This is a genomic window from Treponema ruminis, from assembly GCF_014201975.1.
GTDB lineage: Bacteria > Spirochaetota > Spirochaetia > Treponematales > Treponemataceae > Treponema_D > Treponema_D ruminis.
Window position 1 is genome coordinate 171,772 of the sequence record NZ_JACHFQ010000003.1, and the last position, 23,460, is coordinate 195,231.

The window sequence follows — 23,460 nt, forward strand, 5'->3', positions numbered from 1 at the left end:
CTCATTATGGCAGAACTTATTCAACCAAGAGTCCTCAAAGGATTTAGAGACATTTTACCGCAGGCAGAAATTGTCCGCACAAATTTAATGGAAAAAATCACTGGCGTTTACCGTTCTTTCGGCTTCGTTCCGATTGATACGCCGGTACTCGAATATTCAGAGATTTTGCTTCGAAAATCAAACGGCGAAACAGAAAAACAGGTTTTCCGCTTTTTGGATAACGGCAAGCGCGACGTAGCCCTCCGCTTCGACCTCACAGTTCCTTTCGCCCGCTTTACAGCCGAGCACGAATCAGAGCTTTACTTCCCTTTCAAGCGATACCACATTGCAAAAGTATGGCGCGGAGAAAAGCCACAGGCAGGCCGCTACCGTGAATTCGTTCAGTGCGACATCGACACAGTAGGCTCAGACTCAGCTGCAAGCGATTTTGAGATCCTCAACATCATGCGCACTGCTCTGGCAGAAATCGGAGTCAAAGACGTCACCATTCATGTAAACCACCGCGGTATTTTCAACCGTTTCCTTGCAAAACTCGGAATCGCCGAAAAGAGCGAGGATATTCTGCGCTCAGTAGACAAACTTGCAAAAGTCGGTCAGGAAGAAGTCAAAAAAGAGCTGGTTGAATACACTGGCAGCGAAGAAAAAGCCTCTGAGATTCTCAAATATATCGCTGGCGCCGGTGACTTTGAATCTACACTCAAAATGATTACAGAAATGAGCGGCGGTGCAAACGAAGATTCAGACCGCATGGCAGAAATCTACGAAATGATGAAGGCAGCCGGAATTCAGGCAACTTACGTTCTCGATCCAAGCATTACGCGTGGCCTCGACTATTACACAGGAGTCGTTTACGAAACTTTCCTCAACGAGCTTCCGTCAATCGGTTCTGTCTGCTCTGGCGGCCGCTACGACAACCTTGCAGGCCTTTACACAAAGACAAAACTGCCTGGCGTTGGAGCTTCAATCGGCCTTGACCGTCTTATCGCAGGTCTTGAGCAGCTCGGCAAGCTCGAAAGCAGGGGCAGCTACCTCGACGCTGAAATTTTCTGCATGGACAAAAATCTTGTCGTCTACTACCAGAAAGTTGCAGCCCAGCTGCGTGAAAAAGGCGTAAAAGTCGAAGTCTTCCCGGAAGCCAAGTCGATGAAAGCGCAGTATGCTGTCACAGACGCAAAAAAAATCAAATGGGGAATTCTGATTGGCTCAAACGAGGCCGAAAAACAGGCCGTAACCCTCAAGAATCTTGAAACCCGCGAGCAGTTCGCAGAAATTTCTGTAGAAGAAGCTGCCGCAAAGATTTTAGCGTAGGCTATCCCTTGCTTTCTCAGCCTTTAATTTGTTTGAGAACACTTTAACGGCTGAGGAAGGGATCCAGCCCTCTTCTATCGCATACCATTTTTCCTTTGCTTCATCAACAATAATCGTGCAGTTACCCTTGATTTCGTAAATTTCCCCCTTGCGGAAGGAAGCGATTACAGCTGAGTCATAGCTTGCTTCTTCATGGCAGGCGACATAGGGATCAGAAATAAGTGCCCATTCAATACGCGGCGACAAATCCTGGGGAGAAAGCTCCTGCATTTGAAGCTGGCCGTTGTTTTTTTTGCATGACATGGCCGTTGCAAGAAAGGAAATTAAAAGAAAAGCAAAAAGAGCTTCAAAAAAACGTTTTTTCATTATTTTTTGCCTGCGACCCATTTCATGACATCAGGATAAATCAGCATGTCAGAATCAACGAAATTTAATGTGGGGATTTCTGCAGGGAAAGCCCATTTGTATTCTGTGTGCTCGGTGAGGACGTACTTTTGAGCAATTCCGTCGTGGGGAACTTTGATTTCGTAGGCATGAAGGGCAATCTGCTTACCGTTGTGCATAAAAAAAGTTTCGGTGATTTTTTCGCCCACGCTGACCTTTACGCCGAATTCTTCCTCGAACTCGCGCACGATTGCAGTCTGGTCACTCTCGCCATCCTCAACCTTTCCGCCAGGGAATTCCCAGCGGTCGCCCATCTGACCTGTGGGATTTCTGTGAGCAATTAATATTTTTTCGCCGTCAAAAGCAATGCAGGCGATTGATGTCTTTGCCATAAAAAATTCTCCGTAATATATCTCTACAATCTTACATAGACTTCAAGAAGTTTTCAATTCCTTGGGCCAGGGCCTGGGCTCTTTTTTTGAGTTCCGCCCGGCTTGTGACGGTAAATTGATTTCCAATTTCTATGTCCACCGTTGGAATCGTGCTGAATGAAGTCTGGGTAAGGTCAATGTCCATCCTGCCATCCTCGTAAACAGGCAATTCCTTATCCCTGATGGCCTCAATCAGACAGTCTCCAAGCTGGTCGCTTTTCTGCCAGTGTTTTTTTACGTTCGGAAGATATTTGATTCCGTCGGGAACAGAGCAGAAAAAGGATCCCTTGTCCTCTTCTTTATTGTCCTTGTCAAAGTGAATTGCCACATGGATTTTTGCATTGTTGTTAGCAATTACCGTGCGGGCAATGTTATCAAGCTGGGTGTCCTCAGAATCGCGGATCATGAGCACATCGTAGCCATCTTTTAAAAGAATGCTTTTTAGAAGCCGGGCCGTCCTTAAAGTCACCTGGGCCTCGGTCTTTCCGTCGTTGAAGGACATTCCGTCACTTACAGCAATCGATTCGACCGCCCCCGCCGCATTTGTTCCGCCCGTCACTTTTGGGGATTTATCGGGATGGGAGAAAGTTTTTTGAAAGGCACCGCCTTTAGTTCCATGTCCTGCATTTACCGCGACAACGATATTCTTTCGATTGTAAGAGGCCCGATAAAGAATTGAGTGACCTGAATTGATTTTTGAAAAGGAAGCGAATTTCCATTTGGGATTGAGGGTAATTCTTTCTTCTTCCCATGAGCCGTCGTCAGTGAAAGTCTTTGCCTGAGTCAGCATTTCAAGCCAGGTCCTGCCGTTTTTACGCACTTCATCAATTGTGTTTATGCTGACAGAATTGGCATTGATTTTAGAAAGCCTGTCCTTGGCATCAGTTTTCTGCTCATTTTCTCTATAATATGCACCCAGCGCGCTGATTACATAATTTTTCCCGTTAACCTTTCCCAAATACATGAAGACATGCCCCGGAAAGCCCATGAGGGTGCCGGGTTCAAGAGACGAAAGGGCTGATTTTTTTGACGACAGGGATTTTTTTTCAAAGTTGACAGATTTTCCGGCCATGGCAAGTTGAGATCGGCTGTTGCGGGCAAAATTAAAACCGAAACAGCGGAAAATATCCTTGAGGTATTCCGAGCAGTCCCTTGAATCCGCCATTCCGCCCCATCCGTAGCGAAGTCCTAGAGACTTAAATGCCAGATTGAGGACATTGGCGACAGTATAATCAAGAAGGCCAAGACTGCACTTTCCAGAAGGAATTGAAGCATAAGCAAAGGCCAGAGAGCCGTTTTTTTTTCGGTAGGGAATTTCAACAAGGAAACTTGAATGAGGCTCCCTTTCCGAAAAGGCTGCGTCAAATCCCGGCTGATTTTGATCTGCTATAAAAAGGAAGGTTCCCATAAAAAGTTCCGGGAAACCTGTAAAATCCTCGTCCGGGCAGGCAAGAGTATAATCAGCAGGCAGGGTGAAGCGTTCTTCGGTAATAGTCACAAAAGACTGGGGAGATTTTTCGGCATAGTCAAAATAGCGCTCAAATTCCTCGTCTGAGCAGAAAGCAAGGTCACAAGCCCTGACCCAGCCCGTACAAAAAGAAGATTTTACGAAAAGCCAGTCGCTTCCCTTGCTTTCCCACAAGACAAGAACCGGCTCGTTCATTAAAATACCGGAATTCTGGGCAATGTCATCGTACCAGTAATTTGAATCATCAGTGTAAAAGGTTGAGTCAGGAACCAGACGCATGTCAGTCCGCTTTATGCAGACCGCCTTTCGAACGGGAAAGTCATTTTCGTATTCTTCAGGATTTAAGCTTCCGCCTGAGAAATAAGAGAAAGAGCCCAGCTGGGAATAATTCATGGCGTCGTAGATTTCATGCCAGTCCTTAAGACCTAACTCACGCTGGCTCTCGACGTTTTTCGTAACGATTTTTTTGAACCATTTTACCCTGCCCTTGTAACGTAAGATTTCACTCCTAAGCTCTTCAGCTGATATAAGGGAATCGAATTTCCGTAAGTCACTTGAAATATAGAAGCAGTTTGCTGAAAGACTGATTTTTTGATTTTCCCGGTTCCATCTTGCGATTTCCTCCCGGCTCATTTTGACTTTAAATGGCTTTTTTGACCGGGAAATCCAGAAAGAAGAATTGAGCATCTCTGGAGAGACATCGCTTGCAAGACGAACGACAGAAGAATCAGATTCTGAGGAAGAAGACCAGAGGGGCGCTGAGCAAAAAAGGCCCGCAATGGCACAGAAAAGCGTGAAAATCGCAGAGCGGAAATTGAAAGCAGCAGGAAAACTTTTATTTATCTTCACGTTAATCCACCGAGCACAAAAAATCCGCAGCTTCCTTGAGGTTTGAAAAAATCTTCCAGGCTTTTTCCTTCATCTCTGAATCAGGCTGAATTAAATCCGGGACCATAATGCATTTTATTCCGGCATTTGTAGCGGAACGGACTCCGTTAGGACTGTCCTCAATGGCGACACATTCTTCCGGCTGCAAATTTAAGGAAGCCGCTGCCTTGAGGTAAATCTCCGGGTCAGGCTTTGAATGGGTCACGGTATCGCCTGTAGTAAAAGTCTCAAAGTAATCGTGGATTCCGGCATTGGTCAGCTGGGGATGAACCTTTGCCGCCCTGGTTGAACTTGCCACCGCCAGACGGAAGCCCGCCTTTTTGAGCGATTCAAGACAGTCAAGAACGAAAGGCATTTTATTAAGTCCTTCTTCATTTTCGACAACAGTAAAAAGCTCGCTGGTCCTGTTACGGAATTTTACGGCAGCTCCTTCGTCAGGAAGATATTTTTCAAGAAGCTTTTCCGTGTCACTTCTGCTTCGTCCGACACACTGCATAAAAATCTCATGAATATTTGAAAGCCCGATTTCATCAGCGGCCTTGGCCCAGCAGACCTCACAGACCGTCTCAGTATCAAGCAGAACGCCATCCATATCAAAAAGAATCGCACGAATTTTTTTCATATGGGAATTATATCATAAACAGTCCTTAAAATGCAAAAACAAAAAAAGGTGGTTGGAATCGGGGTTCTGACACAAAATCGCCTGAGCTATGCTCACTGCGATGTTTGGGGCAGGTTCCCGATGGGAGACCACCTTTTTTTGTATCTCGTATTTTAAGGCTTATTTGCCTGAGCTCAAGAAGTCTGTTGTGAAGTAGCGGTCTGAAAGTGGTTTGTCCAACTCAACGTTGACCATCTTGATTGTTGAAGAATGTCCAGTCTGAACGTTTGTCATTACGTTCTCCATCGGAACGTTGTAAACGCGGCCGTTTGCGCCTGGCATTTTGTCGATTCTTTTGATTTCGTTTACTTTCATGAGCTTGCCTTTTTTGTCGTAAAGCTCGATGTAAGTCGGAATCCATGCATCTTTTGTGATGTAAGATATTCTGTACTGATACTGGCTTGATTTAGGATCTTTTGGAGTTGATTTTACAACATACAAGTCCTTGAAGTTACCCTTGTCCTCGCTCTCCTTGATAAGCTCGTGTGTATCGTCAGCAACTTCGCGAGTGCTCATGTCGTCGTAAGAAAAATCTGTTCCGACGAATGATTTTGAGCCGTCAGATGCTGCTACACGGCGTGTTGATTTTAGTGATGGAAGATAAATCCATTTGTCATCATCCTTGCCGTCGTTCTCTTTCTGAAGGAAGCGTGTATCTTTTACAGAAGCCGGTGACAAGAAAATCATAACGACATCTGAAAGATTGTTTTTGCATCGTCCGTATTCACCGACATTGCGTGTTTCCTCAACTTTTCCGTTCTTTGCAAGTGTAAGCTGGACTGCTGCCTTTGAGAAATCCGGCTTCTGGCGGTCGAAAACCTTAGTCATGATTTCTGTTCCGTCGATTGCGAATGCAGATGTTCCCACTGTGAGAGCAAGAGCCAAAGCTGTAAATTTTTTTGAAAGTTTCATAAAGAATGCCTCCTAAAGTTTTTTTCGTCCCCGGTCCGGGGTATTTTTTTTGAGGATGACTGATTAAATTCAGCACATCCTCCTATCTAATTGGTTCAATAAATTAAACCGTTAAACCAATATCTGGTTACAAGATTTATTCGCTTTTTTCAGCGATTTTTGCCTTGTATGCTTCTTTTTCTTCTTTTGACCACATGAATTTCGGGTCAAAGGCATTAAGAAGACCTGGAATTATCGTCATTGAAAGCATTGAGCTTGTGAACATGACGACCGCCACAAGAATTCCGATGTAGCGGAGGATTATGAACCGGCTGAGAATCAGCACGAAGAAACCTAATCCTACTGCAAGGGCATTTGTGACAATTCCCTTTCCGCTTGTGTTGAATGTACGGCGGGCAACTTCCTCAAGGTCGGCTGCCATTCCACCGCTCATTTTCTTTATAAGCAAAGCTGCCTTTTCATCACTCAATGGAACCGTTCCATCTCCGCTGAGTTCCTTTACCCGCTCGGCGTTCAGCTCAAGCTCCACTTTGTAGATCCTCTGGCGCTCAGTGCGGTAAGTCTCCATAAAGTGAATCGTGTAGTCAATTCCGACACCGATTGCGATTGAAGAAACGATGCTCGTGCACAAATCAAGGCGGATTCCTGCAAATCCCATGACCATGAAGTTCAGAAGGATTACAAGACCGAGCGGAATTGCACCGATAAGGCCGGCCCATCCGCTTTTGAAGGAAAGCGCGATAATAATGAAGACCATGACCAGAGAGAACGCGATTGAAACCATCTGGCTGTTAATTACAAGGTGGCTCATCGTATTCTCAAGAGTTGCGGCTCCTGTCGGCGTTACGGTATATCCTTTCGGGAAATACTTCTTCACATAGTCATCGATTTCATCAATCAGCTTGCCTGTTTCAACCGTTGAATGGCTTTTGAGCTGAATCTGAATTCGGATTGCCTTTGGATTCGTCATATCGTCGGCAAAATTCGTGATTTTGTCGCTCGAAAGAAGATAAAGGTACTGAGTTACCAAATCAGAAAGCTCTTCCCGGCTCGCAACAGGATATTTTGAAACATCATAAGGAATTTCATAATATCCGAGTCCAGCGTAGTTGAGTCGTTTTTCAAGCTCGTAGACAACTTCGTTTGCATTGGAACCTTCACCACCGGCAGCCGCATAGGCATCGCTGAGCATTGAAAGAAGTTCCTGCATTGAAACATTCTTGTTGAGGGCAGCAGCATAAGTTCCTGCCTCATTTCCGACAGGTACATGCATTACCTGATTCATGCGCTTGATGAAAGTAGTGAACGAAATGATTTTACCGATTTCATCAGAATGATGAAGTTCAAGGTAGTTCTGCATGTCATCCACAGCCTTAAGAATCTCAGGATTCGTAAGTGAATGATACTTCTTAGGCTTTTCAGTTTCCGCAGATTCTCCGAAATCAAAGTCACCTCCAGAAGAATCAGAAGCGCCTCCAAAGTCGAAATCACTGGCAGCAGAAGCCGAGCCTTCACCGAAGTCAAAATCACTTCCGCCGAAATCAAAATCCGACGAAGCAGAATCAGAACCAGAAGAAGAAGACTGCTCATAAGCAAGAAGTTCTTCCTCGGTAAATTCATTTCCCTGAACAACGAGGAACATGCTGTTCGTTCCTGCAAGCCTGTCATCAACATAAGCCAGATCCTGCCGGAATTTGCTCGTTTCCGGGAAGTAGTTGACCATTGCGGTATCAACAAGAAGTTTTTTAAGCCCGACAACCGAAAGAAGGACAATCATCATCATGAAGACAATGAGTCGTGGCCTTGTGCCTGCAAAGAAATGATAAATCGAGTACAGGGTATGTCCCTGCGCTTCCGTTGCAGATTTTCCACCCCGGCGAAGAAGCTCTTTTTCAAGCCTCATCTTAATTTTTGCAGTCAGGTGATTTTTGTTCTTCCAGTGCTTTCCGACAGTCTTAAGCGGCGTAATGTAAAGAATTGCCGGAATAAGAGTGATCGAAAGAATCAGGGAGAATGCAACACCACTTGCCGCAAAGACAGAGAATGAGCGGAGCGGCCGCAGCGGGCTTGATACATTCGAAATGAAGCCGGCGATTGTCGTAATCGAAGCGAGAAGGACTGCAATCCAGACATCCTTCAGCGCAAATTCAATCGCACCGGCATGATTTTCTTTTGTGACCTCACCCTGAATCCTGTCAAGACCGATGTAGTAATGAGTCATGACATGAATTCCGTAGGCAGAGCCACATGCAATCAAACAGACAGGAATCATGCTGCCGATGATTGTAAAAGGAAGTTTAAGGAAAGAAAGAATGCCCACAGACCAGACTGTAGAAACCAGAACCGTAACGAGTGGCAGAAGTGTTCCGCTCCATGTATGGAATGAGAAATACAGTGAAAGCAGGACAATGATTGCGACGAACGGAATGAGCTTTACAAGGTCCGAAATAAGGAAATCACGGGCATCATGCGACATTACCGGGTCACCATAGTAACGGACGGCAAGCGAACTGCCCTCAAGTTCCTCATCACAAACCTTCTGAATCGCAGCAAGAATTGAATTCTGAACTGCAGAAGAAAGCTCCTCGCCAGTCTCATCAGAAGCCGTGAGTGAAACCACAAGCTGGGCGGCAGTAAAACTGTCATTTACAACGACGCGGTTGTACATTTCCTCCCAGTCGATGATTTTCCGCTTAATCATGCGCATGTCTTCCTGGGAGCCGGTATATTCACCGTCCTCACCGAGAAGGCTGTTTGCCCTAAGCGTACCCTCGCCGTCCTCACTCACCTCACCGAAAATATAATCGATGTTTGTAAGTGAATCCACGCTTTCAACGAATTCAATTTCCGTGATTCTATCGGTAATCTTCTGAATGATTCCGATATACTCAGGCGAAAGAATTGAATCTCCCCTCGTCTCCAGAAGAATTCCGAGCGCGAGCATGCTTCCGAAATCTTTTTCCGTCTTAAGCATGAACTGATAAGACTCGTCATCCTTCGGCATGAAAGTGCGGCTGGTGTTCTCAATCTTAATGTTCTTGAGCTGCCAGCCAAAGAAAACTGTGATAGCCGCACAGATGGCAATGACGAGCCAGGAACATTTAAGCATTCTCTTAATCATTAATTCTCCTCTTGGAGCTGCTTCTTATACGCTTCTTTCTGCTCTTTTGACCACATGAACTTAGGATCGAAGGCATTGAGAAGGCCAGGGATTACAGTCATTGCGAGGGTTGAGCTTGTGAACATTACGACTGCTACCAAAGCTCCGATATACCTCAAAATGATGAACCGGCTGAACAGGAGCACACAGAATCCGAGTCCGACTGCGATTGCGTTCGTAAGGATTCCGCGGCCACTTGTCTTGAATGTATTTTTAGTTACTTCCTCAAGGTCGTCCGTCAATGCACGCTGAGTGCGGTATGTTTCCATGAAGTGAATCGTGTAGTCAATGCCGACACCGATTGCGACCGATGCGATGATGCTTGTACAAAGGTCAAGTGCGATTCCGGCATATCCCATTACCATGAAGTTGAGCAGAATCGTGAGTCCGAGAGGGATTGCACCGATGATGCCTGCCCATGGCGACTTGAATGAAAGGGAAATGATGATGAATACCATTGCGAGCGAAAGCAGGATGCTGGTTGTCTGGCTGTCAACGACCATTTTAGTCATTGTGTACTCCATTTCACCGTTACCAGTTGCATCAATCTTGTAGCCTTTCGGGAAATGCTTTTCAGCATAAGCCTGAGCGTCGGCAATGATTGCAGCAGTGTCGGCAGTTGAGTGAGTACGGAGCTGAACCTGAGTTCGGATTGCAGTCGGCATGGTCATGTTGTTTGCAAAACGCTGAATCTGCTGGCTCGAAAGAAGGTAAAGGTACTGAGTTACCAAGTCCCCAAGCTCTGAGCGTGTTGAGACAGGATATTTTGCAACATCATAAGGAATCTCATAATAGTCAATTCCGTTGAAGTTGAGCTGCTTTTCAAGTTCAGCGACAATATCAGCGACATTTGACTTGTCTCCGCCGGCAAGAGTGTAAGCCTTGTGGAGCATTTCCAAGCCCTGCTGAACAGTTATAATAGAAGAAAGTTTATCATCATTGACAGGAGCGTTCATAACCTGGTTCATTCGCTTGATGAATGTTGTGAATGAAACCATCTTTCCGATTCCGTCATGGCGTGCAAGAAGATATTCCTGCATTCCGTCAACAGCCTTGAGGATTTCCGGGTTTGTAAGCATGTAATACTGTTTCGGAGCCTCGGCAGCCTCAGAAGAATCAGCCATGTCACCAAATCCGAAATCAGCGCCTGTGTTTGAGGCATCAGCGAATACGAAGTCATCTGTAGCAGCGTTTGAAGCTTCTCCAAATCCAAAGTCATCAGCCGTACCAGGCTCAGCAGTTCCGAAGTCGAAGTCACTTGCGACAGAATCAGCCACATTGTTTTCAGCAGTTCCGAAGTCAAACTCACTTGCAACTGAATCAGCTACAGACTCCCCTGCACTTTCAGCAGGCGCTTCCTCAGCCTCTTTTTCCTCGCCGCTTACGATAAGGTAAAGAGTGTTTGAACCGGCAAGATTTTCGTCTACATAAGTGATGTCCTGGCGGAATTTTGAATCCTTAGGGAAGTAATTTACCAGGGCTGTGTCAACGATAAGCATCTTGAATCCGATTATTGCAACCAGAAGAAGGATTGCCGTTGAAACGATAAGGCGTGGTTTTGTTCCAGAGAAGAAGTGATAGACCATGTAAAGAGTGTTTGTCGTAGCCTCTGCGGAAGTTTTTCCACCCTGACGCTTGAGCTGTTTTTCAAGCTTCATCTTAAGTTTTGCAGAAATACGATTCTTATTGCGCCAATGTTTTCCAACCTTGCTGATTGGTGTGATATAAAGCATTGCCGGGATGAAAGTCATTGAAAGAATCAAAGAGAAGACAACGCCGGCTGCCGCAAATACAGAGAATGATTTGAGTGGCATGATCGGGCTTGTGATGTTGGAAATGAAGCCTGCGACGGTTGTAACGCCTGCAAGAACGACTGCAATCCAGACATCCTTAAGGCCGTACTCGATTGCACCCGCATGATTTTCTTTTGTAATCTCACCCTCGATTTTATCAAGACCGATGTAATAGTGGGTAAGAACGTGAATACCGTAAGCTGAACCACAGGCAACGAGACAAACCGGAATTACGCTTCCGATGATTGTGAATGTAACGTTGAGCATACACATGATGCCGACTGACCATACTGTAGCCATAAGGACGGTAATCAAAGGAAGAAGAGTGCCGCTCCATGTGTGGAATGAGAAATAAAGTGAAAGGAGGACTACAAGAGCTACGAAAGGAATCAAAATCAAAAGGTCTGAAACCATGAAAGTATAGCCGTTGTCACTCAAAACCGGGTCACCGAAGTAGCGGACTTCAAGATCTGAGCCTTCGAGGGCAGTCTCACAGATTTTCTGAATGTCGTGAAGGGCTGCCATCTGGCGCTTTGAGTTGAGCATGTCGCCGTTTTCGTCTTTTGGCTGCAGAGTAATCATGAGCTGGGTTGTTCGACCGTCATCAGTGATGATTACGCGGTTGTACATTTCCTGCCAGTCAACAAGCCGCTGCTTAATTGCGGCCATATCCTCAGGCGTTCCGCTGTAGTCCTCGCCAAGCATGCTTGATGCCTTGAGGCTTCCGTCCTCGCCCACGATGAAGTCCATATTTGTGATTGAGTCAATGCTTTCTACATAATCAACATTGGCAATCTGTTCTGTAACGTCCTGAACAATCTTAAGGTACTCAGGAGTGAGGATTGTCTCACCGCTAGTCTCCATGGAGATTCCAAGGACCATCATGCTTCCGTAATCTTCCTCAGCCTTCAACATACGCTGATAAGACTCAGAACTTTGCGGCATGTACATTCGAACTGTATTCTCAATAGAGATTTTTCGAAGCTGCCAGCCGAAAAATGCAGTAATAGCGAGACTCAGGAAAATAATGAGCCAGGAGCATTTAAGCATCTTTTTAATCATTTCGTACTCCTATTTAAAGAATTTTTTGTTGAACCACTTGAAATTCAGTGTAGAATCGTTTATATTGGTTCAAGTAATTAAACCGATAAACCAAATATAATGACAAGACAAAAAAGTGTCAAGTAAATTCTTAAAGGAAATTATAAATTATTTTCAAGAATAAATAAAGCCTTTTTTGTGGAGTCAAAATCTATGGGGGATTCAAATATGATTGACCCGAAAAAAATCGAACAGGCTCTTGTTGACTTCAAGGCGTGTTCAAAAATCTTTCTCGCCCTCGGTGACAGCACCCGGCAAAAAATCTGTCTGGATCTTGCCGAGGCCGGCCTGAACGGAATAAATGTCGCTGACCTCTCAGGGAAGACGATTCTCTCACGACCGGCAATTTCCCATCACCTCAAGGTTCTAAAGGATGCAGGAATCGTAGAACCGGTCAAAAGGGGCACGCAGATTTTCTATAAACTGCGGCTGAAAGATGCCTTTATACCAATGAAAGCCCTTATGGAAACAGTAGAAGAAATTCTTTCTGAAGAAGAAAGTTGAAATATACTTAACCATATGCTATAATCAAACAATATCACTTTTGAATTCAAGGAGTATCTATGAAAATTCTAAAAAAACTTGCATTGGCTTCACTTGCATTTGCACTCTCTACAGCCGCTTTCGCAGATGAAGCTTATGATATCATTCAAAAATCATCGACATTGAAAGCTCCGGACACCTCTACAGCAACAATGATGCTTCACAACATCGAAAAAAGCGGTCAAACCGAAGAAATGCCAATGAAACAGTACGGACGTACAAATAAAAACGGACTCATCGACACTGTATTCGACATCCGTGGACCAGCCGGCAAAAAAGACACCCGCGTTCTCCAGATGGAGCGCAACAAACGCGAAGATGACCGCTGGATTTACATGCCAAAACTCAAGCAGGTACGCCGAATTCCTATGGGCGAGCGCTACAAGCAGTTCGTCGGCTGTGAATTCACATACAACGACATGGCAGTCCGCCACGTTGACGACGACAAGCACGAAATGCTCGAAAAAGAAGTAAAGATTACTGTTCCTGGTGGAAGAAACTACACTTGCTGGAAAATCAAGTCAGTTCCATACAAAAAGAGCGAAGTTGAATATTCATACCGCATTCAGTACATCGACAAAGAGACATATCTGCCTGCAAAAATCGAATATTTCGACAAAAAGAACCAGAATCAGATCATGAAGACATACACTACTGAAGACTGGATTTACCTCACATCAAAAACAGGCAAAAAATACACAATGCGTATGAAAGCCCGCATCTCAAACAACAAGACCGGCCGTGAAACTGTCCTCGAGATTAAAGAACCAATCATGGACGGACCAATGCCAGACAGCTACTTTACACAGCAGTACCTTTCAACAGGAAAAGCTAAGTAATATTTGGAGCCCGTTAAAACTGGCTTATAAAGGAGTAATTTATGAAAAAGATTATATTTACATTAGCAGCACTTTCTTTTGCCGCATTCTCATTTGCTGATGACTTTGATTTCGGCGGAGACTCAGGTGACGACTTCGGAGGCTCAAGCTTCGAAGAGTCTTCTGCTCCTGCAGTAACTGTCTCTGGCGAAGTCGGTGCAGAAACTCGTGCCTGGCTCGGAACTACAAACAAAGACACAGGCAAGTTCGACACTAAAAACTATAAGGGTGCCTATGATTTGAGCAAAACTCAGATGGACGCAGGCGCTTACGCAAACCTCGAGCTCAACTACGAGGGCGACTACACTGGAGCCAACCTCAAGCTCAAACTCGACTCAACTTCACTCACAGAGCATCATGAAGACGTTATCGATGAATTGTATGCAAGCGGTTCATTCAAAGAGGGAAAATTCCAGCTCAAAGCCGGTAAAATGAAGGAAGTCTGGGGCAAAGGCGACAAAGTTCACGTCCTCGACAACTTCAACGCAAACGACTACTCAGATTTCATCTTCCCTGACTACATTGACCGCCGAATCGGTGAGGTAATGTTCAAGGCAACTGCAAACCTTTCATGGGACTACAACCTCAAATTGGAAGGAATCTTTACTCCATGGATGACAGCAGACCGCTTTGCAAGCGAGGGATTCTTGGTTCCAGCTGCTCAGAAAAAACTTACAAATGAAGTTACAAAACTTGTAAAAACTCAGGCAGCAAGTCAGCTTGAAGGCTATATCGGACTTGCAGGCACAGGAACTACAGACGATCCATACAAAATCAAATTGAACAGTGACGGTCTTATCACAGGTCTTATGGGTCTTTCAAGTTTTTCTGCTGACAGTCTTTACGAGGATAATATCAAAACCATTAAATACGGTCAGGCAGGTCTTCGAATGACAGGAACTTTGGGCGGAATTGACTGGGGTGCAAGCTACTACTACGGTCACTACAAACAGCCGTCTGCAAAATTGCTTGGTGCAACATCAATGACCTACTATGCAAATGCAGCACAGAAGTACGCTGACGGTGCAACTAAAGCAAAAAATGCCGCTGAACAATATGCTAACGCTGCTAAACAGTATGCTACTGCTGGAGATACTGTAAATGCACAGGCTGCTCAGGCAAAAGCACTTGAATATCAGGCTCAGGCTGAACAGGCAGCAGCAACAGCTCAAACTCTTGGAGCACTTGCAAAGGCATCTCTGGCAAAAGATCCTTCGGAACTTATTTCCCTCAACTACGACCAGTTGCAGGTATTCGGTCTTGAAGCAGCATTCGTTCTCTGGAAGCTCAACACACGATGGGAAGTTGCCTACAACCTCACAGAAGATACTGCCGGTGACAATCCATGGATTAAGAACAACTCAGTCTCATGGCTTGTAGGATTTGATATTGACCTTCCAATCCACAACCTCAACTTGAACGTTCAGGAAACAGGTAAATACATCCTTAAGAACGATAAAATCAAAGACGGTGGCATTGATATCGACGGAGTTGGAAGAGTCGGCTGGGAAACTCTCGGCAACCTTGACACAGACTACAACAGCGATGACAAATACATCAACAACAAAATCATCGCCCTTATTTCTGACAAATGGTTGAACGAAAAGCTCACAACAGAAGTTCAGGGAATCTACTGTATCGAAGACAAGGGCTACATGGTAGCTCCAAAAATCGAGTACAATGTTTCTGAAGGACTCACATTCGGTCTCCGCGGCGTTTACCTCCACTGTGACAATGAAAACGGCGAGTTCTACAACTTCACTGCCGACACAGAGAATAACGACAAAGCATTTCTGCAGTTGACAGCAAAATATCAATTCTAGTTAATTGATTAGCTGATTAGGCCCTGCTTTTAGCAGGGCATTTTTTTTGATATAATAGAAATATGCTGTCTTATATTCATGCCTATCATGCGGGCAATCATGCTGACATCTTAAAGCACCTTACACTTTCGCTGATTCTTGAGCACCTTTGCAAAAAGGACAAGCCCTTCTGTGTCATCGACACTCATGCAGGAAGCGGACTTTACCGCCTTGACGACGAGCGCGCGCAAAAGACCGGGGAAGCGGATTCCGGGGTCAAAAAGATTCTGGCACAAATAAACGCAGAAAAATCATCCTTTGAAAGTCAGGCAGGAAAAAGTTTTTTTTCTTTGATTCAAGAATATTATGCACGCGGAGAATATCCGGGTTCACCTTTGATTGAGAACTTCTTTTTACGGCCGGGTGACGAACAGATTCTTTCGGAGCTCCACCCTACCGCCTTTGAAGAACTGAAAAACTGCTATTATAATAGAAGAAAGTTTTGCGACGAAAATGGCTTGAATTTCATTGAGCCTGCCCTTCACAAACGCGACGGCTACGAGCTTTTAAAAGCCCTAACGCCGCCAAAAATCAAGCGCGGCCTTTGCGTTATCGATCCTTCTTTTGAGGATGCAAGCGACTTTGAAAAGTGCGGCCAGGTAATTTCGCGGGTCCACAAAAAATGGAGTGCGGGAATAATCGCCCTCTGGTATCCGCTGGTCGCCCACAGAAGCGCAGAAATCTCGATGATGAAGGAACAGATTGCGGCAAGCGTAGAAGCCACAGAGCCAAAAATCCTCGACGTGCAGATGGAAATCAAGCGCAAGGAAGACATGACAGGCCTGGCCTCGCTCTACGGCAGCGGCATGTTCATCGTAAACTTCCCCTACCAGCTTGATGAAGAGCTGAAGGAAATCATGCCAGAACTAAGCAAAATCCTAGGCGAAACAGCAGCTGTTTGGAGCGTTGAAGCGCTCTAGATATTGCGTAAAAACTCTTTTTTGTCTAATATTGCAACAGTCAGTTCGAGACCATCCTGACTTAAAACAAAACTAGGGGGACATTTCAATGCGTTCAGATTCTGAACTTGCGGGCGTTACTTTGCTCGGCAACACGGCCACAAAGTATCCAAACGACTACGCACCGGAAATCTTAGAGAAATTTCCAAACAAGCACCCGGGCAACGACTACATGGTCACATTCAACTGCCCGGAATTCACTTCACTTTGCCCGAAAACAGGGCAGCCGGACTTCGCAGAAATCAAAATCAACTACATTCCAGACGGATTTCTTGTCGAATCAAAATCACTCAAGCTTTATCTCTTCAGTTTCCGTAACCACGGCGATTTCCATGAGGACTGCGTGAACATCATCATGAAGGACCTCGTAAAGCTTTTGGAGCCGAAGTACCTTGAGGTCGAAGGTATCTTCACTCCACGCGGCGGAATCTCAATCTACCCTTTTGCAAACTACGGCAAGCCGGGCACGGATTACGAAAACATCGCCAAAACACGCCTTTTCGCGGCTATCGACAGACGATAGGAAAGTAAAAATCAGGAGTTAATTATGAATGAGATTTTAATGGCGGCATCGGTCTTTGTCTTTTTTGGCGGACTCGTTGCTTTTTTCAGGATTTTCGGTAAAAACGGAATTTTTGCATGGACTGTTATCTGCACTATTGCGGCTAACATTGAAGTTTTGATTTTGGTTCACGCTTACGGCATGGACACAACCCTGGGAAACGTAATTTTTGCCTCGTCTTTCCTCGCAACAGACATCATGAGCGAGATTTACGGCAAGGAAGAAGCAAACAAATGTGTCAAAATCGGAATTGCGGCTAACATCACCTTCATTCTGATTTCACAGAGCTGGTTCCTGTATGTTCCCGCTGAGGCTGACACGATGGCAAGCCCAATCCGCACGGTTTTTGCAAACACTCCACGTGTCATGCTCTCAAGTCTTTTTGCCTACGCCGTATGTGAAATCTACGACGTCTGGGCTTATCACCACATCTGGAAGTGGAGCGAGAAGAAGTTCGGAAACAGAAAGGGATTTTTGTGGCTGCGCAACAACGGCTCAACAATGGTCAGCCAGCTGATTAACGTCCTTGTTTTCAACCTGCTTGCATTCGCAGGCGTTTTCCCAACCAGAGTACTTATTCAGATTCTGATTTTCGGATACTTGATTTTCCTTGCAACTTCGATTCTGGACACTCCATTCCTTTATCTTGCAAGAAGAATCGCCGAAAAGCACCCGGAATTACTCAGCAAGTAGATTCTTAAAATCAACTGACAGAAAAACTTTTTTCTATTATAATGGCCCTATCAATTTTTTTGAGAGGGCTTTTTTTTTATGAAGAAGTTTTTTCTTATCCTTACCCTGCTTTTTGCTTCAATTCTTGTTCTTTTTGGAATTGCTTCTTGCAAAAAAAATGCGCTGACTGCTGATTCAGACAAATCAAGCGACATTTCGCCCAAAGTCCTTTCTCTGGATTCCACAAGCGACCGGGTATTTGACGCCGGGAATTTCTTTACGCCGGACTACACGCCCTACGAAGCTGAGCCGGAATCAAAGGCCGGTAAAATCAAGCTCTTTTCACCAAAAGCAGGCAGCAAGGCCGAAAGCATCGTACCAGGCCTGCGTAAACTTTCTGACTATCAGACTTCCTACAAAACAAGAAAAAGCGATTTGAACCTGAGCGAACTTGCAAAAATGTTCGGGGAGCAGGATTCAGCGGAAAAATCCCCGATTAAAACCCAGCCTCTAAAAATCATATGGAGCGCGCCCGGCTACTCAAAAAACAAATGGATAGACAGCAATGAAGTTGCTCCTGAATTTTCACATGAGCTTCGGGTTCAGTTCAATTATCCGGTCACAAGTGACGAAATCAAGGACATTTCAAAAATCGAATTCTACAAAGGTGACGAAAAAAACGGCAGTCCAATTCAGTTTAAACTAAAACAAGAGAGCATCGACACAATCACCTACTTCTGGGAAAAAAATATTCCATTTGAGTCAAAGGTCATTCTCACGGTCGAACAGAATCTCGATGGCAAAAAGATTACAGCAAGGGCAAATTTCAGCACACTCTCGCCCTTTATCTATGAAGATAAAAGTTCCGGCCGTTCTTACGGAAAATACACCAATCCCCTCTGCCTTTATTTTTCACATCCGGTAGATTATGAGTCAGTTTTGACTTCGGTCTCGGCAAAAAAGGCTTCCGGTGAAGAACTTTCTTTGACAAAGGAAAATATCGAAGTGAGGGGCGGCTGCCTTAAAATCTTCGCCCTGCCCCTTTCATTTCATTCAAAATATTCTGTCCAAATCTCAAAAAATCTGAAGGATATATATGGAAGAAAACTTTCAAGTGACGGCGAAAAAGACATTGAGCTTGAGATTGAGGTTCCGGGAGCAGAAAGCAAGGTTTCATTCACTGACTCTGGAGTAAGGATGCTTGAAAGCAATTTCCCCCACAGGATGGTTTTCGAGTATCAGAATATTTTTGAAGGAGCCTATGTCCTGAACCGGACTGAAAATCCATTTGCGGTTACGGACTGGTCCAAAATCAAGGCAAGCGTATATGACGAAAAAAATGAAAGCCTGCGCATAAATCTTGAGTCATATCCCAAAGATGAAAGAATTTTTAAAATCATCAATCTCGATGAAAAACTTTCCGGCGGCAAGGGCTGGACTGAAATCTACTCGGCAATCAAGCTTCCCAAAAAGCCGACAAAGTGGGATCCGGAGACTTTCTACTGGTCAACAAACGCGACATCAATTCAGGTCACAAATCTTGGAGTTACGGTTCGCTATGCCATGAACAAGGTCTGCGTGCTGGTCACACAGCTTTCTGACGGCCGGGCAGTCGAAGGAGCAAGGGTTTTCGCCTATGCCGACAAAAATGCAAGCACAAAAGAAATCATAAACAATGCCCCTCTTGCAGTAACGGACAAAAATGGTCTTGCCCTGATAAATCTCAGCCAGGAAGATTCACCAAAGGTAATTTCAGGCGGCTGGTGGGATGCTCCGGTCATTTATGTCGTAAAGGACGATGACAGGGTGATTTTCCAGCCGGACGACCATTCTCCTTGGCGAAGCGGAATCTATTCATATTCAAAAGTTCCAAATAAAATCGAAGCCGAGCAAAGAACCTTCATGTTCAGCGACCGGGGACTTTACAAACCGGGCGAAAGGGCTTCATTCAGGGGAATCGACCGCGACCAGGTTCTCGGAAGCTTTATCCCCTACAGCGGAAATTATACGGTCACTTTGATGGAAGACAAATGGCGGGATTCAAAGGAATACGGAAAGCTTACAGGAAAGGCAAGCGAATCCGGCGGCTTCTACGGCAGCTTTGAAATTCCAGAGGACATAGAGCCGGGAATCTACAAAATCCGCTATCAGAGGGATGGAGACGAAAAAAGTCAGGAATTGAGGATTAACGTAGCCTTCTTTGAAAAAGTCAAATTCCAGAGCGAAGTATCAATGCCAAAAACACCTGTAATCGCAGGCGAAAAGATTCAGGCTGGAATCGGAGCCAGCTATCTTGCAGGCGGTGCCCTTTCAAGCGCAAAATTCGAGACAAACTGGTTCCGTGAGCCATGGTATTTTACCAGCGATGAGGCGGAATTCAGGCAATATAAATTCGGCCCGGTAAATTCTCAGGAAGGAAGAAGCCATATCCGCGAAGATTCAGGAAGCCTGGACTCAAACGGAAGCGCCACAGTCTCATGCGAGACAAGCGGAAACAGCATCAAGGGAGCCCCCTACCGCTACAGAGTCAGCGCCGACATAACAGACATTTCAAACCAGCAGATTTCAGCCTCAGCAGCTACAGTCGTTCATCCGGCTTCATTCTATATCGGTCTTTCAAAGCCTGAAATGTCTTCGGCATTCGCAAAAAAAGGCGAAAAAATCACCTTCACATACAAGCTGGCCCTGCCGGACGGAAAAGCCCTTGTCTCATCAAAAAGTCTGGGTGCCCTGGCAGGAAAAGACAGAAAAATCGAAGTCAAGCTTACCCGCGACGAATGGAACCTGGTCCAGCAGCAGGGAATCTACGACATTTACAGCCGCTACGAAAAGACTGAAATTGAGGAAAGCTGTCAGACCGTCGCTCTCGATGAAAGCGGAAAAATTTCGGTCACAGCCCTGGAGGCCGGCAACCACAAGATTCAGCTTAGCGCAATGGACAGCCAGGGGCGGCCCGTCATCACGGAATACGAATTCTTCGTCACAGGAAGCGGAAGATGCTCATGGTATCAGGATGACGCAACTTCCCTGCGACTGACTCCAGACAAAAATCAGTATAATCCGGGCGAAACAGCCCATCTTCTTCTTGAAAGCACTCTCCCAGAAGGAAACTACCTGATTACGGTTGAGCGGGAAGGTATTTTCACTGAGGAAGTCCGCCATCTTGAAGGATCAGTCAACGTAATTGACATTTCTGTCGCCCGAAATTATGTTCCGGTCTTCTATGTTTCAATTTCTTCTTATTCAGTAAGGCAGGGAGAACCGAAACACGAATACGGCGAGGCGGATTTGGACAAGCCAAAGGGATTTTACGGAGCCACGGAAGTTTTCGTAAATCCTAGGGTAAAGTCATTCTCGGTAAAGCTTGAAAGCAAAAAACCATCTTACAGGCCGGGAGAAATGGCAGAAGTCACAGTATACGCGACAAAGGGCGGAAAGCCTCTGGCAAATTCAGAAATCACCCTCATGGCAGTAGACCGGGGCGTACTCGACCTGATTAACTATCATGTTCCAGACCCGATTTCCTTCTTCTACAGCAAGGCCAACTTCCCTCTCCGCGTAAAGGGCGGCGACTCAAGAGCCTACCTCATGGATCCGGTCACTTACGAAGTCAAAAACCTCAAGGGCGGCGACAATGGTGATGACGAAAAAATTAACGAAAGAAGTGACTTTAATCCGACGGCAGTATTCGAGCCTATGCTCAAAACCGACGAAAACGGCAGAGCTACGGTAAGCTTTAAGCTGCCGGATAATCTTACGACCTACAGGCTGACGGCATTCGGCGTAAACGGAGAACTTCTTGCCCTGCAGGAAGACGAAATCGCAGTTCAGAATCCGATAAACATCCAGCAGATTCTTCCGCGCCAACTCAGGGAGAGGGACACATCAGAAGTCGGAGTCCTCATTTCAAATCTTGACGACAGGGAGCATGAGATTACGGTTTCACTTGCAGTCGGAGAAATCGATGCGGCTAAGGCAGAGGAAAAGGGAATCACAAGCAAAGCGGGACAGGCCTTTGTCGACGGAAAGAGCGAGCACAAGATTAAGGTTCCGAGCGGAGCAAACGCAAGCGTATTCTTTGACATTGCGGCAAAGAAAGCAGGCATGGTCAGCACGGAATTTACAGTCAAAAGCGATATTCTCAACGAAAAACTGGTCTGCCCGCTAAAGATTGAAAAGCCATACATTTTTGAGACAGTGACAAAGACAGGTCAGCTTTCAGAAAGCGAAGAATCAGCTAGTGAGAAAATCACAATTCCTTCTTACACGGAAGACATGAATGGCAGCCTCTCGGTCACGCTCGACGCTACAAGACTGGGACTTTTGGGAAACTCAGTTCAGTATCTTTTTGAATATCCATTCGGCTGCCTTGAACAGCAGTCTTCCCGACTCCTTCCGCTCGTAATTTTTGAGGACTACATCGACACCTTCAATCTCGAAAGCCAGGTCACTGACATCCGCAAAGTGGTAAAATCATGCTTTGCCAGCTGGAAAAACTACCAGCACTCAGACGGCGGCTTCGGTTACTGGCCGACCTCATATGCTTCAAACGCCTTTGTCTCAGCAAGAATCGCCCACATCTACGCACTTGCAATCCAGCGTGGCTACAAGGAAAAAGACCTTGCCATCGACATTGAAAAGCTCTGCAAATACATCAGTGAAAATTCTAGCGATGACTACAGCAGGGCCTACAATTACTATGTCCTCGCCCTCAACGGAAAAACGGTTTCAGACGAAAAGCTCGAAAAAATCATCAGAAAGGAAAAGCAGGAACTTGATGCCCTGGCACTCGCAGGACTTTGCTCACTGGAAAAAGACGGGAAAGACTCACTTCTTGCAAAGGAAGCAGCTTCTGAAATCCGGACTTTGATGAGGCCGGCTTCACGCGGAGTAGACCTTGCAATTAAAGCTTCAAGCTCTGGCAGATACGCATATTACGGCGACGAATCAGAAAAAATTGCCCTGATTTTGCAGCTTTTCACCCAGCTGGACAAGGATGACGAGACCAACACAAGGCTCATCTACTCACTCATGAGCAAGCAGCGCGCGGGTTACTGGAAAAACACCGCTACAACTGCAAGGGTTCTTGAGGCTATTTATCATGTAATTAAGACCAACAACCTCGACAAGACCAACCTGAACGCGACAGCCCTATTCCAAGGAAAGCAGTTCGCTTCGGGTACCTTCAAGGGAGCGGCGGCAAGGCCTGTGACAGTGACACTTCCTTTTAGGGACGAAAAAATCTGCTCGCTTAAAAAGGACAGGGAGCTTGATCTTGACTTCAGCAAAAAGGGAAAAGGCTCACTCTACTACACGGCTTCGATGCGCTATGCAATTCCACAGGAGCTTCAGGAGGCTAAGGACAAGGGAATCGGACTTGTAATGCAGCTCTTTGATAACGCGACAGGAGAAGAAATCAAGATAAGCAAGGAGAATCCGGTTACAGAGCTTGAAAGCGGAAAGACCTACAAGGTCAAAATCACCCTTTCTTCAAATTACGACAGGGACTATCTGGCACTGAGGGCGCCAGTTCCAAGCGGAGCCGAGATTCTGGACGCGACTTTTGTAACAAGAGCGGATGCAGCCGAAAATGCAAGCGGAAAGGAAGTTTACTCAGATGACGGTGACGGAGATTCAGGATACTGGGGCGGAGACCACTTCATGAGCAATCAGGTGATTTATAACTCAGAAATCCACTTCTTCTGGGACTCATTCAAGATGGGAAAAACGACCGCAGAATTCAAGTTCCGTGCCGTTCGAAGGGGCGTATTTCCAACACCGCCGGCTAACGCAGAATGCATGTACGAGCCGGAAACATTCGGACGCACAGGCGGAATCCTTTATACGATTAAATAGAAAAAATAAGCCGCCCTTCAAA

General features: G+C 45.6%; 15 protein-coding genes. 8 read left to right on the forward strand and 7 right to left on the reverse strand.

The features are described 5' to 3' along the window. The first annotated feature begins 6 nt into the window (after positions 1 to 6). Positions 7 to 1,308 carry a histidine--tRNA ligase gene (hisS, locus tag HNP76_RS05210; RefSeq protein ID WP_184658196.1) on the forward strand — a complete coding sequence of 434 codons (1,302 nt, stop codon included), beginning with the start codon at positions 7 to 9 and terminating at the stop codon, positions 1,306 to 1,308. Here the strand turns inward: hisS and HNP76_RS05215 are convergent. From HNP76_RS05215 to HNP76_RS05245, 7 genes are all read right to left on the reverse strand, one after another. Further along, positions 1,300 to 1,674 carry a hypothetical protein gene (locus tag HNP76_RS05215; protein WP_184658198.1) on the reverse strand — a complete coding sequence of 125 codons (375 nt, stop codon included), beginning with the start codon at positions 1,672 to 1,674 and terminating at the stop codon, positions 1,300 to 1,302. The two genes, hisS and HNP76_RS05215, sit on opposite strands and share 9 nt — an antisense overlap. Beyond that, positions 1,674 to 2,084, reverse strand: a complete 411-nt coding sequence (locus HNP76_RS05220; protein WP_184658200.1) for a (deoxy)nucleoside triphosphate pyrophosphohydrolase — start codon at positions 2,082 to 2,084, stop codon at positions 1,674 to 1,676. The genes HNP76_RS05215 and HNP76_RS05220 overlap by 1 nt, the downstream gene beginning before the upstream one ends. 31 nt (positions 2,085 to 2,115) lie before the next feature. Next, on the reverse strand, positions 2,116 to 4,440 hold the full coding sequence (locus HNP76_RS05225) for an N-acetylmuramoyl-L-alanine amidase (protein ID WP_184658202.1): 2,325 nt from the start codon (positions 4,438 to 4,440) through the stop codon (positions 2,116 to 2,118). A gap of 1 nt (position 4,441) precedes the next feature. Further along, complete coding sequence (locus HNP76_RS05230) at positions 4,442 to 5,101, reverse strand: HAD family hydrolase (RefSeq protein WP_184658204.1); 660 nt, start codon at positions 5,099 to 5,101, stop codon at positions 4,442 to 4,444. 159 nt (positions 5,102 to 5,260) lie between these two features. Then, a complete protein-coding gene (locus HNP76_RS05235) occupies positions 5,261 to 6,052 on the reverse strand; it encodes an outer membrane lipoprotein-sorting protein (RefSeq protein ID WP_184658206.1) in 792 nt (263 codons plus the stop codon). Between the two features lie 136 nt (positions 6,053 to 6,188). Next, positions 6,189 to 9,173 (reverse strand): efflux RND transporter permease subunit, encoded by a 2,985-nt coding sequence (locus HNP76_RS05240; RefSeq protein WP_184658208.1) that lies wholly within the window; start codon positions 9,171 to 9,173, stop codon positions 6,189 to 6,191. Continuing rightward, positions 9,173 to 12,067, reverse strand: coding sequence for an efflux RND transporter permease subunit (locus tag HNP76_RS05245; RefSeq protein WP_184658210.1), 2,895 nt, complete (start codon positions 12,065 to 12,067; stop codon positions 9,173 to 9,175). Before HNP76_RS05245 ends, HNP76_RS05240 begins: the two co-directional genes overlap by 1 nt. 192 nt (positions 12,068 to 12,259) lie before the next feature. Here HNP76_RS05245 and HNP76_RS05250 point away from each other — a divergent pair, with 192 nt between their 5' ends. From HNP76_RS05250 to HNP76_RS05280, 7 genes are all read left to right on the forward strand, one after another. Next, entirely contained in the window at positions 12,260 to 12,610 is a 351-nt protein-coding gene (locus tag HNP76_RS05250; protein WP_184658212.1) for an ArsR/SmtB family transcription factor, read from the forward strand. A gap of 59 nt (positions 12,611 to 12,669) precedes the next feature. Further along, on the forward strand, positions 12,670 to 13,488 hold the full coding sequence (locus HNP76_RS05255) for an outer membrane lipoprotein-sorting protein (protein ID WP_184658214.1): 819 nt from the start codon (positions 12,670 to 12,672) through the stop codon (positions 13,486 to 13,488). A gap of 41 nt (positions 13,489 to 13,529) precedes the next feature. Then, the gene (locus HNP76_RS05260; protein ID WP_184658216.1) at positions 13,530 to 15,350 is read left to right on the forward strand and encodes a hypothetical protein; all 1,821 of its coding nucleotides are present in this window, start codon (positions 13,530 to 13,532) and stop codon (positions 15,348 to 15,350) included. 62 nt (positions 15,351 to 15,412) lie between these two features. Further along, a complete protein-coding gene (locus HNP76_RS05265) occupies positions 15,413 to 16,309 on the forward strand; it encodes a 23S rRNA (adenine(2030)-N(6))-methyltransferase RlmJ (RefSeq protein WP_184658218.1) in 897 nt (298 codons plus the stop codon). Positions 16,310 to 16,397: 88 nt separating this feature from the next. Further along, positions 16,398 to 16,871, forward strand: coding sequence for a preQ(1) synthase (queF, locus tag HNP76_RS05270; RefSeq protein WP_184658219.1), 474 nt, complete (start codon positions 16,398 to 16,400; stop codon positions 16,869 to 16,871). A gap of 24 nt (positions 16,872 to 16,895) precedes the next feature. Beyond that, positions 16,896 to 17,603, forward strand: a complete 708-nt coding sequence (locus tag HNP76_RS05275; protein WP_206173030.1) for a queuosine precursor transporter — start codon at positions 16,896 to 16,898, stop codon at positions 17,601 to 17,603. A gap of 78 nt (positions 17,604 to 17,681) precedes the next feature. Then, the gene (locus HNP76_RS05280; protein ID WP_184658220.1) at positions 17,682 to 23,438 is read left to right on the forward strand and encodes an alpha-2-macroglobulin family protein; all 5,757 of its coding nucleotides are present in this window, start codon (positions 17,682 to 17,684) and stop codon (positions 23,436 to 23,438) included. The last annotated feature ends 22 nt before the right edge of the window (positions 23,439 to 23,460 follow it).